At 48.2% G+C, this 14263-nt stretch carries 14 protein-coding genes; 9 read left to right on the top strand and 5 right to left on the bottom strand.

Features of this window, described 5'->3' with window-relative positions; genetic code table 11:
- Position 1: 1 nt before the first annotated feature.
- The 3 genes from V7051_RS14780 to parE form a co-directional block, all read right to left on the bottom strand.
- Complete coding sequence (locus V7051_RS14780) at positions 2–1117, bottom strand: methyltransferase domain-containing protein (RefSeq protein ID WP_333876221.1); 1116 nt, start codon at positions 1115–1117, stop codon at positions 2–4.
- Between the two features lie 84 nt (positions 1118–1201).
- Positions 1202–2152 carry an arsenosugar biosynthesis radical SAM (seleno)protein ArsS gene (gene arsS / locus V7051_RS14775; protein ID WP_333876219.1) on the bottom strand — a complete coding sequence of 317 codons (951 nt, stop codon included), beginning with the start codon at positions 2150–2152 and terminating at the stop codon, positions 1202–1204.
- A gap of 44 nt (positions 2153–2196) precedes the next feature.
- Positions 2197–4089, bottom strand: a complete 1893-nt coding sequence (gene parE / locus V7051_RS14770; RefSeq protein WP_333876218.1) for a DNA topoisomerase IV subunit B — start codon at positions 4087–4089, stop codon at positions 2197–2199.
- Positions 4090–4170: 81 nt separating this feature from the next.
- On the opposite strand from parE, the gene V7051_RS14765 reads away from it, so the two are divergent.
- The 3 genes from V7051_RS14765 (at position 4171) to V7051_RS14755 (ending at position 5899) form a co-directional block, all read left to right on the top strand.
- Positions 4171–4404, top strand: a complete 234-nt coding sequence (locus tag V7051_RS14765; protein ID WP_292433085.1) for an exodeoxyribonuclease VII small subunit — start codon at positions 4171–4173, stop codon at positions 4402–4404.
- The gene (ispA, locus tag V7051_RS14760; RefSeq protein ID WP_333876213.1) at positions 4397–5293 is read left to right on the top strand and encodes a (2E,6E)-farnesyl diphosphate synthase; all 897 of its coding nucleotides are present in this window, start codon (positions 4397–4399) and stop codon (positions 5291–5293) included. Before V7051_RS14765 ends, ispA begins: the two co-directional genes overlap by 8 nt.
- A 402-nt stretch (positions 5294–5695) precedes the next feature.
- A complete protein-coding gene (locus V7051_RS14755) occupies positions 5696–5899 on the top strand; it encodes a hypothetical protein (protein WP_333876211.1) in 204 nt (67 codons plus the stop codon).
- Between the two features lie 2 nt (positions 5900–5901).
- Here V7051_RS14755 and V7051_RS14750 read toward each other — a convergent pair whose 3' ends face one another.
- Positions 5902–8142, bottom strand: coding sequence for a heavy metal translocating P-type ATPase (locus V7051_RS14750; protein ID WP_333876209.1), 2241 nt, complete (start codon positions 8140–8142; stop codon positions 5902–5904).
- Between the two features lie 16 nt (positions 8143–8158).
- Positions 8159–8374, bottom strand: coding sequence for a heavy-metal-associated domain-containing protein (locus V7051_RS14745; protein WP_333876206.1), 216 nt, complete (start codon positions 8372–8374; stop codon positions 8159–8161).
- Positions 8375–8564: 190 nt separating this feature from the next.
- Between V7051_RS14745 and V7051_RS14740 the strand changes: the two genes are divergently transcribed.
- The 6 genes from V7051_RS14740 to V7051_RS14715 all read left to right on the top strand — a co-directional run bounded on the left by V7051_RS14740 (position 8565) and on the right by V7051_RS14715 (position 14248).
- Positions 8565–9764: an EAL and HDOD domain-containing protein gene (locus V7051_RS14740; protein ID WP_333876204.1), complete on the top strand. Its 1200-nt coding sequence runs from the start codon at positions 8565–8567 to the stop codon at positions 9762–9764.
- 2 nt (positions 9765–9766) lie between these two features.
- Positions 9767–10390 carry a high frequency lysogenization protein HflD gene (hflD, locus tag V7051_RS14735; protein ID WP_333876203.1) on the top strand — a complete coding sequence of 208 codons (624 nt, stop codon included), beginning with the start codon at positions 9767–9769 and terminating at the stop codon, positions 10388–10390.
- An 8-nt stretch (positions 10391–10398) separates the two neighbouring features.
- Positions 10399–11328 (top strand): ABC transporter ATP-binding protein, encoded by a 930-nt coding sequence (locus tag V7051_RS14730; RefSeq protein ID WP_333876200.1) that lies wholly within the window; start codon positions 10399–10401, stop codon positions 11326–11328.
- Positions 11329–11471: 143 nt separating this feature from the next.
- Positions 11472–12224: an ABC transporter permease subunit gene (locus V7051_RS14725; RefSeq protein ID WP_333876198.1), complete on the top strand. Its 753-nt coding sequence runs from the start codon at positions 11472–11474 to the stop codon at positions 12222–12224.
- Positions 12221–13576 carry a GldG family protein gene (locus V7051_RS14720; RefSeq protein WP_333876197.1) on the top strand — a complete coding sequence of 452 codons (1356 nt, stop codon included), beginning with the start codon at positions 12221–12223 and terminating at the stop codon, positions 13574–13576. The genes V7051_RS14725 and V7051_RS14720 overlap by 4 nt, the downstream gene beginning before the upstream one ends.
- 138 nt (positions 13577–13714) lie before the next feature.
- On the top strand, positions 13715–14248 hold the full coding sequence (locus V7051_RS14715; protein ID WP_333876196.1) for a copper resistance protein NlpE: 534 nt from the start codon (positions 13715–13717) through the stop codon (positions 14246–14248).
- Positions 14249–14263: the final 15 nt, after the last annotated feature.

Below are 14263 nucleotides of genomic sequence, written 5' to 3'. Positions count from 1 at the left end.
CCTAACAGCAACAGGACCCGCTATCGGCTTTATGCGCCGAACCTTTGGTTTCAGAGGCCGCTCTTAACGTACCCGGCGCATGGCACCAATTCTGCGGTGTTCTTTCCTGGGCAGGAGCAATACCGATAAACTGGTCGGCATAAGTGGCACCGGTGAGTAAATTATAACTGCGCTCACATACCGCCATACGCTGGCCGCGCAAAAAGACATGACCTTCATCATCATAAGTCTTGGCAAAAGGCCCCCGGTAAATTACTGCATGGCCTCTATCAAGGCAAGGTTCATCATGGGGTTTTATCGCGGTAATAGTCACGGATCGAAATTCGATACCTTCAACCACCTGCCAAGGCTGAGCCTCCCACTTATCAAAGCTGACCGCAACAAAACCGGCCGCTATAAAAGCCTGCAAAAACTCATGCTCCTGCACAGCGCCGGAAATACAGCCGCTCCACAGCTGTTGGTCGTCTTTTAAATGTTGCGGCACCGATTCGTCACTGACAATATCGGAAATGGCGACGCGGCCACCCGGCTTGACCACCCGGAATATTTCCTTAATCAACTGCGCCTTGTCGCTGTCATGCACCAGATTCAGCACACAATTGGACACCACCAAATCGACGCTGTTGTCCTTAATTAACGGCTGTTCCTTGCGCTGTTGCTCCTGCCACGCGCGCAGGGCAATCACATCTTCGGCGCGCCGCACCGGATGTTCGGCTAAATGCCGATTCATGGCAGCCAAATCCAGGGCCAAATCCTGAATCTGCCCTTTCACAAACTCGACCCGATCCGAACCTAATTTTTCAGCCATTTCCGGCTGATACTTTCTGGCCAGTGCGAGCATGTCGTCATTCATATCAACGCCGATGACCTTGCCGGTACTACCTACCAATTGCGCGGCCATGTAGCAGATTTTGCCCGAACCTGAACCTAAATCCAGCACCACATCGCCGCTTTGTACATAACGGGATGGATCGCCGCAACCGTAATCCTTGTCGATAATTTCCTGCGGCAATAATGCCAGTAATTTACGGTCATAATCGACGGGGCAACATAAATCCGCTTGTATCGATTCCGCGCCTTGTGAATAACGCTCTAAAACTCCGGTTTCTATAGTCATGTGGCCTCCAATAGTTAAAAGAAGCTCTCACCACGAAAAGACATAAAACTTCCTGTGATTCGTGATGAAAAACATTTAAAAAAATCAGTCGATTGCCCCGCCGCAACTACTGCCTTGCCCTGCGGTGCAGCCGTAACAATGTTGCATAGTAGCAATCGTTTTACCCACTAATTCCGTCACCAGCGACAGATGCATTTTTTGATTACCGCTCAGGGGCAAGTGCAACATTTGATTAAAGTCGCAATCATAAACAAAACCTTGCCAGTCAACGCTCAAAGTATTTTTACACATGACCTTGCCCAAATTGGGCGCATGAAAATTATCCTTGAGTAACTGCAAATAATCATCAAACCGGCCTGTACTGAGTAAAACGCTGCCAAACCGTTGTATCGGTAAATTGGTCATAGCAAATAAATGATTAAATACAATGCTGTAATGTTCATACAAGTGTTGTTTGTAAGTCTGCTCTAAAGCCTGCTGTTCAGGCGGCAAGGTCGCGCCTTGCGGATTAAACACCAAGTTCAATTCAAGACCGCTATTGTCCTGACCATAATCCAGCCCGTTTAATAATTGCAAAGCCTTTATACTGGCGTTAAACGTGCCTTTGCCTCGCTGTTTATCAACGTTTTCTTTAAGATAACAAGGTAATGAAGCAACGATTTCAACCCGGTTTTCGGCCAGGAAATCAGCCGTGTTCTCAAAACCCTGTTCAAGCAGAATAACCAGGTTACAGCGATCGATAATCTTTAAATCGCGACTTCTTGCCTCTGTTACCAGATAACGGAAATGCGGATTCATTTCCGGCGCGCCGCCGGTTAAATCCAGAGTATGAATTTTATAATTGTCGATAAAAGCCAAAACCTGATCGATAGTGGCTTTGTCCATTAATTCAGTGCGCTTAGGCCCCGCATTGACATGACAATGGGTGCAGCTTAAGTTACATAGATAACCCAAGTTGACCTGTAAAATCTCCAATTTATTGCGCGTAATGGCTGGAAAATCGGAAGCCTTTAAATAAGGTAGCGAATCGATCACATTAAATCCTGCAAGAAATTTTCACCACGAAGACAAGCCTTACATCAGATAATATCCGCCAAATTCCCCTTGGTTTCCAGCCATACTTTCCTGTCTTGCGAACGTTTTTTAGCCAGCAATAAATCAAGCTGACCGCTGGTGTCGTCGTCTTCCTCTACCGTTAATTGCACCAATCTGCGAGTGTCCGGGTTCATCGTGGTTTCCCGAAGCTGGCTTGGGTTCATCTCACCCAAGCCTTTAAAGCGCTGCACATTGACTTGGCCTTTGAGTTTTTCGGCGACAATACGATCCAACACACCTTGGCGTTCAGCCTCATCCAATGCATAAAACACCCGCTTACCGACATCGATTCGATACAACGGCGGCATCGCGACGAAAACATGACCGGCAACCACCAGCGCATTGAAATGCTGATAAAACAACGCGCAGATTAACGTGGCGATATGATTGCCGTCCGAGTCGGCATCGGCCAGAATGCATACCTTGCCGTAGCGTAGATTCTGCAAATCGGAAGACCCCGGCTCTATGCCCAAAGCCACGGCAATGTCATGAACTTCCTGCGACGCCATCACTTGATTGGATTCGACTTCCCAAGTATTCAAAATCTTGCCGCGCAACGGCATAATCGCCTGAAAATCGCGTTCCCGCGCCTGTTTGGCCGAACCGCCGGCCGAGTCTCCTTCTACCAGGAACAATTCGGTCCGCGCTATATCCTGCGCCGAACAGTCGGCCAATTTACCCGGTAATGCGGGGCCGGAGGTGATTTTTTTGCGGATGATTTTTTTATTGGAACGCAGCCGCTTCTGGGCGCTGGAAATAATAATCTCGGCAATTTTCTCGCCTTCGGCTGGGTTCTGGTTTAACCACAGACTGAAGCCGTCTTTCGCCACGCCGGACACAAACGCCACGCATTCACGGGAACTGAGCCGCTCCTTGGTCTGCCCTGAAAACTGCGGATCTTCCAATTTGACCGACAGCACAAAATGGCAATTTTCCCAGACATCTTCCGGCGCGACTTTAACGCCGCGCGGCAGGATATTCCTGATGTCGCAAAATTCGCGCATCGCTTCGGTCAACCCTGCCCGCAAACCATTAACGTGGGTTCCGCCTTGCGCAGTCGGCACCAGGTTTACGTAGCTTTCAGCCAATACTTCCGGCGGATTTTCAATCGCCCAAACGATGCCCCATTCAACGGCTTCATGATTTGCGGCCATGTTGCCCATAAACGGCTGTTCGGGGCTATAGTCGATATCGCCGATGCGATCAAGCAAATATTCCTTGAGGCCGTCCTGATAACACCAGACATATTCTTCGTCGGTTTGATCGACTTTCAAGGAAATTTTCAGGCCCGGACATAAAACAGCCTTGGCACGCAATACATGCTTAAGTTTTAAAACCGATATTTTATTGGAATCGAAATATTTTTCATTCGGCCAAAATCGGACAGCCGTGCCGGTGTTATTCTTGCCGACTGTACCGTTCTCGGTCAGCTCGGTCTGCTTTTCGCCATCGGCAAATTCCATTTGATAAATCTTGCCATTCCTTTTGACTTCTATTTCCAGCTTTGCCGACAACGCGTTAACGACAGAAACGCCGACACCATGCAAGCCGCCGGAAAACTGGTAGTTTTTATTGGAAAATTTTCCGCCCGCATGCAGTTGGGTCAAAATCACTTCGACGCCGGGAATGCCTTGTTCGGGGTGGATATCGACCGGCATGCCGCGGCCGTTATCGCTGACCAGTACCGAGCCGTCTTTATACAAAACCACATCAATCGACGTGGCGTGACCTGCCATTGCTTCATCAACGCTGTTATCGACGACCTCCTGCACCAGATGATTCGGTCTTGTCGTGTCCGTGTACATGCCGGGGCGTTTCCGCACCGGCTCCAATCCGCTTAAAACCTCAATTGCCGCCGCGTTATATTCGTTACTCATACTTCCTAATCACTCACAATTCGATTTCATATATAATGCCAAGTCAGTTATACATCGTATCATTAAACATATTTTTATCTCATGCCGAAAAAGAAAACCCCGACTTTATTCGAAGATTCCCTCGCCGAACTTGAGCAACTGGTCACCCAGCTTGAACAGGGCGATATTTCGCTGGAAGAATCGTTAAAGTCATTTGAGCGCGGGGTTAACTTGACCCGCACCTGTCAAAAAGCCCTGCAAGAGGCTGAGCAGAAAGTTCAAATTCTAATTGAAAAAAACGGCACTCAAACCCTGGAGCCCTTTACCGATGAGTAATGCGTTAAAAGAATACCTTGAATTTTGTCAAAACCGTGTGGAAAAGGCTTTAGACGCACGCCTGCCCGGCGAAAACATACTGCCTCAAAAACTGCATCAGGCCATGCGCTACAGTACATTGGACGGCGGCAAACGTATGCGCCCGATGCTGACTTATTGCACCGGAAAAACCTTGGGTATTGCACCGGAAGCTTTAGATGGCCCGGCTTGCGCTGTTGAATTCATCCATGTTTATTCTTTAATACATGACGATCTGCCGGCGATGGACGACGACGATCTCAGACGCGGCAAGGCCACCTGCCATAAGGCTTTCGATGAAGCAACCGCTATTTTAACCGGCGATGCATTGCAAGCCTTGGCTTTTGAAACGTTGGCCAATGATCCAAGCATCACCGCAAGCGCAGAAAACCGCTTGAAGATGATCACAGTTTTAACTAAAGCCAGCGGTTCCCAAGGCATGGTGGGCGGACAAGCCATCGATCTTCAGTCCGTAGGCACCAGCTTGACCCTGCCTGAACTGGAAAATATGCATATCCATAAAACCGGCGCATTGATCCGTGCCAGCGTTAATATGGCAACTCTGGCGAAAGCCGACATAGACCCGGCTATTGCCAAAAAACTGGATAATTATGCCAAATGCATAGGCTTATCGTTCCAGGTTAAAGACGACATTCTCGACGAAGAAAGCGATACCGCCACATTGGGCAAAACCCAAGGCAAAGACCAGAATAACAATAAACCCACCTACCCCGCCCTGTTAGGTCTGGCCGGAGCTAAGCAAAAAGCCCAGGAGTTGCATGAGCAAGCGCTGGATAACTTGAGTATTTTTGGTAGTGAAGCTGATTTGTTAAGGGATCTGTCGCTTTATATTATTCAGCGAGATCATTAATAGGATCGCGCACTAATTAGATAATTTTCCAAGGGATTAATCGGTATAGGATCCATTGAGCGAAATAGTCTGCTGTCAAAAATCAAATACTATTCCCTCATGAAAAGCTCAAACAGGTGCATATGAAGTGCACCTGTCTTTGAATTTTATTAACGCTGTAACGTGAATTATTTGTAGGATGGATTCGCCGCTAGGCAATCCGCCCAACTGCGATAACCTGTCATCAACACAAAACATCACTAATAAATCGCGGAAAAAAGTTGCCGGTTTATTGTCATATTCCTCAAAAGAACCGAAGAGCAATACGCCAACATAATGCCATATAAAGCTATTTCAAAACCGGCACTTTTTATGCTTGATGCATATTGAAATCAATTCAGTTGTTTTTTCAGGAGCACAGCCATGACAACACAAAACCCAAACACAGCAGATTTATCCTGGACGGTGTTTATCGAAATCTTAAGTGATGAATTCACTGCAAAAACCGGATTCGGCGTGTATGCCCATATCACGCCGGTGGATGTCGATCAGGCTTACCAGCAATATCAACAGCGGAATGCACCGATGCGGCTATTCGTCCGTGAATATGTCAGACACTATATCTAATGCTATTTGCTCTCGGTAAATTTTGCCCAGCGCAAGCGATTGGCATTGCTGACTACAGTCACGGAAGACATAGCCATAGCGGCACCGGCAATCATCGGATTTAACAAAACGCCGAATAGCGGATACAACAAACCTGCCGCGACCGGAATGCTGATGGTGTTATAGAAAAATGCACCGATCAGGTTTTGTTTGATGTTGACGACTGTCGCTTTGGATAACTCAATGGCTTCAGGCACTTTTAGCAGGGAGCCTTGCAAAATAACCACATCGGCGCTTTCAATAGCCACATCGGTACCGGTACCGATCGCAAAACCGACATTAGCCTGCGCCAATGCAGGGGCATCGTTAATACCGTCGCCGACCATACCGACGATTTCGCCCGCCAGTTGCAGTTCTTTAACCACCGCCGCTTTATCCTGAGGCAATACCTGCGCCCGAACTTCGGAAATACCGGCCTGCTTGGCTATCGCGTTGGCGGTTATCTGGTTGTCGCCGGTTACCATGATGATGCGCACGCCCTGGTTTTTCAAAACCTGTACAGCCTGTGCCGAATCCTTTTTGATCGGATCGGAAACGGCAATAATACCGGTTATTTTATTGTCTACCGCAAGCAACATCGGCGTTTGACCCAAGGCCGACAATTCCTCCAACCGAGTGTTAAAAGGTGTAAAGCTGACGCCCTGCTGATCCATCAGGGCCTTGTTTCCGAACAACACATGCTGTTCATTAATCATCGCCATCACCCCGTGACCTGCGACAGCGACAAATTGTTTAACTTTTTCCAACTTGATTTGCTTATCGCCCGCTGCCGTCAAAATAGCCGCCGCCAACGGATGTTCGGAGCCTGATTCGATACTCGCCGCCCATTGCAGCACCTGCTCTTCGCTAATATCGCCGACAGCTTCAACCGCCGAAACAGTAGGCTTGCCTTCGGTTACCGTACCGGTTTTATCGAGTATCAGACAGGTTAATTTACCCGCTGTTTGCAATGCTTCGCCTTTACGAATCAGAATGCCTGATTGAGCAGCCCTACCTACCGCGACCATCACCGAAATAGGTGTCGCCAAGCCCAATGCGCAGGGACAGGCGATAACCAAAACGGTCATTGAGGTGACAAAGGCGTAACCCAACGAAGGCTCAGGCCCGAATGTGTACCAAAGCAAAAAAGTCAGCACCGAAATCACGACCACAGCCGGCACAAAAATGCTGGAAATTTTATCCGCTAAGCGGGCGATTTCAGGCTTGCTGCTTTGCGCTTGCCTCACGCTTTTAATAATCTGCGCCAGTGCGGTATCTCGACCGATGCGGGTTGCAGTAAACAAAAAACTGCCGGTCTGGTTCATGGTTCCGGCAACCACTTCCGCACCCACGGTTTTTTCTACCGGCAACGATTCGCCGGTCAGCATCGATTCATCAACGGTGGAATGTCCTTCCAGCAGTACACCGTCAACGGCGATTTTCTCGCCGGGCCTGACTCTTAAAGTCTCTCCCAAGCCTACTTGCTCGATAGCAATATCGACTTCTTCGCCATTCCTGATTACGCGCGCTGTACGCGGTTGCAGACCGATCAGTTGACGAATGGCGCTGGAGGTTTTGCCTCTGGCCAGTGTTTCCAAACCGGAACCCAGATTAATAAAGGCCAGGATCATCACAGCGGCTTCAAAATAGGCGTGTTTCGCCAGCGATGGCAGGGTTCCGTAATAATCGATAACAATACAGGAATACAGCCACGCCGAGCCCGTGCCCAGAGCAATCAACGTATCCATATTGGCTTGACCCAGCATTAACGATTTATAAGCGCCGCTGTAAAAATGCCAACCTGAATAAATCAAAATGCTTAAAGTGATCAGGGCGATTTCCGGCCACACCCATAGTCCTGTCGGCGAACCGATTTCCGGCAACCAGCCAAGATGTTCGGCTATCATCAATGCGAGTCCAAAGACCGCCGCCACAGATGCTTTTTTCATTAGCTGGCGATAGCGTTGCAGCTCCTGTGCTTCCTGCTCGGAAGGGTCTTCAAAACCTTCCATCACCGCCGCATCGTAACCGGCTGCCTTAACCGCCTGCTTTAACAGTTCGGGGTCGGCATGGCCTTTAACCACCGCGGAATGATCGGCAAAATTGACGCTGACCGAGGTTACGCCCTCAACTGCCGCCAAGGCGCCCTCAACTGCGCTGACGCATCCGGCACAACGCATGCCTAAAACGGATAACCGCAACTCGTCGGAAGTCTTTGTATTCATTAAATTACCTCTAATATTACGATGTCTCTACACTAAAACCCGCTTCGGTAATAGCGTCAGTGATAACATCCAGGCTGGTTTTTTCGGCATCGAATTCGACGTTAACTTCATTGTCTTTGCTTGATGCCTTAACCGACAACACGCCATCAATAGCTTGCAGCTTACCGGTTACATTGGTTTCACAACCGCCGCACTTCATGCCGGTCACGGTTAACGATACAGATTCAGTCATTTCAGTCTCCTTAGGATTGTTTAGGGGCTTATATTGCAACGTCTTTACAGTATGCATTTATATCATACTCGACTGATAGCCGGTAATCATGGTATAAATTCAACTATATATGGAGTTACACTACGTTATTTATGCCCTTTGGGTAACCCTGACCGACAAATATTTAAATTTAATACCTTAAGCAATTCAAATGGCAGACATTATAATTGGGCGGCAACAGATTTTTGACCAAAAGTTGAATATTTATGCCTATGAACTCCTTTTTAGAGGCAACGATTTTGACCTGAATCATAAAGACGGCGCCACTCAAGCCACCAATCAAGTCATTACCGACACTATTTTGGAACTCGGACTCAACACTATAGTGGGTCCTCATAAGGCCTTCATCAACTTTACAACTCAGAATATTCTGGACAAAACTCCTTTACATCTGCCTAAGGACCGGATTGTTATTGAGGTGCTCGAAAATGTTGAAATTGACTCAAGAGTCGTTACCAACTTAAAAGAACTGTCAAAACTAGGCTATATCATTGCCCTGGATGATTTTGTCTTTTCCGAAGAATGGACGCCGTTGGTCGAATTTGCCGACATTATCAAGCTGGATATTCTTGAAATGGGCGAGTCCAAAACACGAGAGCTGATTACTCGACTCAAGCCCTACAATGTACAATTGCTTGCCGAAAAAGTAGAAACATATGCTGAGTACCAATACCTGCTCGAATTGGGTTGTAATTATTTCCAGGGTTTCTTCTTTAACAAACCGAATATAGTTTCCGGCAAACGCATCAGCGTCAATCAATCAGCGGCTATTCAATTGTTAAACACAGTTAACAATCCTGATGTCGAATTTGAAGACCTGTCCAAGATAATCTCTGTGGATGTCGGGCTCAGCTATAAACTGCTGCATTATATCAATTCCGCATTTTTCGCCCTGCCCAATAAAGTCTCGTCCATTAGCCATGCTATTTCCTATCTCGGACTCAAGGAAATAAAACGCTGGATCAATATATTGACGTTGGCATCCTTATCCAACAAGCCGGAAGCGGTCATGCAAAACGCATTGATCCGCGGCAAAATGTGCGAAGAATTGGCGAGTCTGAGCGGCAATAAATCGGACAATTTTTTCCTGATCGGCATTTTATCCAATCTGGATAGCTTGCTGGACATGCCTTTGGATGAAGCCCTGAGCCAGCTGCCTTTGGCCGACGATATTGTTACCGCGATATTGCACAAAGGAGGACTGGGCGGCGAAGCGCTTAAATGTGTTATCAGTTATGAGCATTGGGATATTTCATCAATATCATTTAAGGATATTGACCAAGCCGTGATCGGCGACACCTATATTCACAGCATCAACTGGGCAAAAGACGTGATGGGCAATATAAGATAACTATGCCATTAAATACAATCACCAACCAAACTATCGCGCTGGCCGGCATTGCCCAGGCAGCGGCGCTGGTTCAGCAACTGGCAACAACCGGCACTACCGACTCAATCGCCTTTGAGGCCAGTATCGGCAGTCTTTTTATTAGTGACGAGCATGGCGTAGAAAATGTTTACGGCGGATTATCCGGCCTTAAACTGGGCATTGCACAACTTAACGATCAAATGACCGGCCTTAAAATCGCCAATCCGGAGCAGGCGCGCTATGCCGCCTCGCTGGTTTTCCTGCAAAATCAATTGTCCAAGCAACCGGCCATGCTTAAAAGCATTTTTACAGGCATTGAACGCGCCCAGACGCAATCGGAGCACTTTGGCCGGCTGCACGAGAATGTACTGGCCAATCTCGGCGACATCTATCACACCACTATCAGTACCATGCAGCCGAGAGTCATGGTCAATGGCGAACAGGAATATTTATCCAGACCCGACATCGTCAATAAAATACGCGCCTGTCTGCTGGCCGGGATACGTTCGGCCATTCTTTGGAAACAATGCGGCGGCACCCGCTGGAAGTTTCTGTTTTACCGTAAAAAAATTCAGGCCGAAATACAAAAACTGCTACAACAGCTTTAGCTCACGGCATGACTTCCCTCATTGAAGCCGAACACCTGACCCGTTATTACGGCAATCATTGCGCCGTTAACGATGTCAGCTTTACCTTGGCCAAAGGCGAAGTACTCGGTTTTTTAGGAGCCAACGGCGCAGGTAAAACCACCACCATGCAAATGCTGTGCGGCAACCTCGCACCCAGCGCCGGACAAATTAAAATCAGCGGCTTCGATCTGTTGGATCAACCTAAAGCGGCCAAACTGAATCTGGGCTATCTGCCCGATACGCCCCCGCTATACAAAGAGTTAACCGTGCAGGAATTTCTGCTTTATTGCGCCCAACTGCACGGCATTGATAAAAACTTCGTCCCTGCTGCGATTAAACGAACCAAAGAGCGTTGCGGATTAACCGATGTTGCCGACCGGCTGATCGCCAATCTGTCCAAAGGCTTTCAACAGCGTGTCGGCATTGCCCAGGCTATCTTGCATAATCCCGAAGTTATCGTGCTTGATGAGCCGACGGTCGGCCTTGATCCGATTCAAATCAGGGAAATCCGCACTTTAATCCGGGAACTGGGACAAGACCACGGCGTCATTCTGTCCACTCATATACTTACCGAAGTGCAGGAGTCCTGCACCCATGTGCAAATCATTGATCAGGGACAATTGATCCTGAACGAAACCATAGCCGGGCTCAACCGGCAAATGGATACCGGCACGCTGCAAATCAGCACCCGGCTGGCGCCCGACATTAACAGCTTATTGACCGTTCCCGGCGTCAGTTCTATCGACAGCATTACTACAAACCGGATCAAAATCCACCACAGCGTAACCGCTAACCCTGCCGAACAAATTGCCGCGCTTATCATTGCCTCCGGATGGGGACTACAGGAACTGACGCCGGTAAAAAGGTCGATGGAAGATATTTTTATCAGCCTAACCAAAGAGCATCGCGAGTTGTGAGCATGATTTGCAACTTCTCATTAGTGAAAGCTTTAATATTCACCACGAAGACACGAAGAACACGAAGTTTTATTTCTTCGTGTTCTTCGTGTCTTCGTGGTGATGCTTCTTTCTGAACCGACTTATACCTGTTATTAATTAACATGATTTTAACCATCGCTTCCCGCGAATTCAGATCCCTGTTTTTATCACCGATGGCCTGGACGATATTGGCTATCCTGCAATTTATACTGGCGTTTTTGTTTTTAACCCAGGTTGAAGCTTTCATGGAACTCCAGCCCAAGCTGGCTTCGATTGAAGGCACGCTCGGCCTGACCGACATTATCGTGCCGCCATTATTCGGTAATGCCGGCATTATTCTGTTGCTGGTCACTCCGCTATTAACCATGCGCCTGATTTGCGAGGAACGCCGCAACAAAACCTTGGCCCTGCTGCTGTCCGCTCCGGTTTCCAATATTGACATTATTATCGGCAAATATTTGGGCATACTCGGGCTGATGCTGTTGATCATTGTATTGATCACCTTGATGCCGTTATCTTTGCTGTCCGGCGCCGAGCTGGATGTGGGCAAACTATTCGCCAATATCTTAGCCCTGCTGCTGCTGGTTACCGCTTTTACCGCGATCGGCCTGTTTATGTCCTGCGTCGCCGGACATCCGACCGTGGCCGCGATGGGCACCTTTGGTATGTTGCTGCTGCTGTGGATTTTAGACTGGTCGGTCGGCATGAACGATCAACGTAGCGAACTGTTTGAATACCTGTCGATCCTAAAGCATTTCCAGAATATCCAAAGCGGCCTGATCAGCTCAATCGATGTCAGTTATTTCCTGCTGTTTATCACCACCTTCATCGCACTCAGCATTCGCAGCCTGGATAACGACCGTTTGCAAAAATGAAAATATCGCCGCATAAACATCAGCAAATCCGTTTGAAAAACTGGGCCATCACCCTGGCGTTATTGTGCCTGGTCGGCGCATTGGCCTGGTTAAGCACCCGCTACAGCGCAGAAACCGACATCACCAAAAATAATACCAACAGCCTGTCCCAAGCCTCGCAAAAACTGCTGGAATCGCTGCCGGATAAAATACAACTGACCGCCTATATAAAAAAAGACCCAGGACTAAGAAGCCAGATTGCACAATTGGTTGAGCGCTATAAACGCCATAAAGTGGACCTGAGCCTGGCCTTTATAGACCCCGATTCGCAGCCGGAAAAAGCCCGCGAACTGAATATAGGCGCGACAGGCGCAATTATTGTCGAGTATCAGGGACGCACCGAAAAACTGAACTTTATTGATGAACCATCGCTGACCAATGCGCTGTTGCAGCTGGCTAACGCCAATGAACGCTGGGTCACCTTGCTGACCGGCCACGGCGAACGCGCCCCGGACGGCATCGCCAATTTCGATTTAGGCCAGTTCGGCAAAGAACTGGATCGCCGCAAAATCAAAGCTCAATCGATTAACCTTGCAGCCATGCCCGCCATTCCCTACAACTCCGCATTGCTGGTGCTTAGCGCCCCCGCCGTGCCCTTATTGACTGGTGAAATCGAACTGATCAAGCGCTATATCCGGCAAGGCGGTAATCTGCTGCTACTGACCGATCCGGGCAACCACTACTTGGACGCATTGCTGCAAACCCTAGGTTTGCGCCAGCTACCGGGAACCCTGGTAGACAGCAGTTCCAAGCTATACGGCATTAACGACCCCAGCTTCGTGCTAACAAGCGAGTATATTCCGCATCCGATCACCCAAGGTTTTCAGACTTTAACTCTTTATCCGGTTGCCGCCGCGCTGGAAATCAGTGAAGAAACAGATTTTCAACCCGTGGAATTGCTTAAAAGTGCAGAAAAATCATGGACTGAGACTGGCCCGATAGCCGGAAAAATTCTTTTTGATGCCGATGGCGATGAAAAACAAGGTCCGCTTGCTTTTGCTTATGCCTTAACCCGCCCGTCGACAAGCTCAGGACAGGCTCAAGAACAACGTATTGTCGTGGTCGGTGACGGCGACTTCCTATCCAACGCTTATCTTGGTAATGTCGGCAACCTGGACATGGGCTTAAGAATGATCAACTGGTTGATTCATGACGATCGGTTTATCGACATCCCGGCCAAAATCGCAACCGATAAAAGCCTGCAATTGAGCCAAATCAACGTCGCCATTATCGGCTTTGGTTTTTTGGTTGTCATACCGTTGCTGTTAATGGGTACGGGCTTTTATATCTGGCGTAAACGCAAGCAGCGCTAAACCAAGTTTGGGTTTATTATCTTTCTCACGCCGGAGCGCTCGTTTTTTTACACAGATCTATCAGAAGACCGTCATTCCGGGATTCGCTACGCGCCCTACTCGGCTAGCACCACATCTTACTTTTCAGAGGAATTCATCATGCGAGCATTAAAAAAACAACTCAAACACAATCTGGCTTTGTTGCTTTTCAGCAGCCTGCTCTCCGCTAATTCTGCAATGGCGGGAACCGACCTCGAAGCCCAGGAAAAGCTCCTCAGGGCACGTGTACAGAGCCATCAGAAGGAAACAGATCTCGCAGCCCATGAAAACCATATAGATAAAAGCCTGGAGTTTCATGGTATTTATTACGGTTATCTCCCTTGCAAAGATTGCCCTGGAGTTAAAGCGACGCTGTCTTTAAAACAAAATAACAATTACCTGTTGGTGACTCAGCCCGCAAAAGAGTCCTCAAGGGAGTATTATGAAAAAGGCAAATATAGCTGGAATGATGAAGATAAAACCGTTGTTTTAACGCCAAGTAAAGGCGGGACAACCACAAGACATTATCTTATTAAAGATGAAGGGACACTCGTTCAGCTTAACGATGATGGAACACGGATGCCCAATCAGTCGGATCGCTACTCTTTGCAAAGAAGCGATACGGTAAAGTCGCGAGAAATACATTTTCACTAACCTAAATCCATAGGG

Origin of the sequence: Methylobacter sp., assembly GCF_036845245.1 — a bacterium.
In the GTDB taxonomy this organism is placed as follows: domain Bacteria; phylum Pseudomonadota; class Gammaproteobacteria; order Methylococcales; family Methylomonadaceae; genus Methylobacter_A.
Note: the sequence above shows the minus strand (reverse complement) of the source record. Positions and strands in the feature narration are given on the sequence as shown.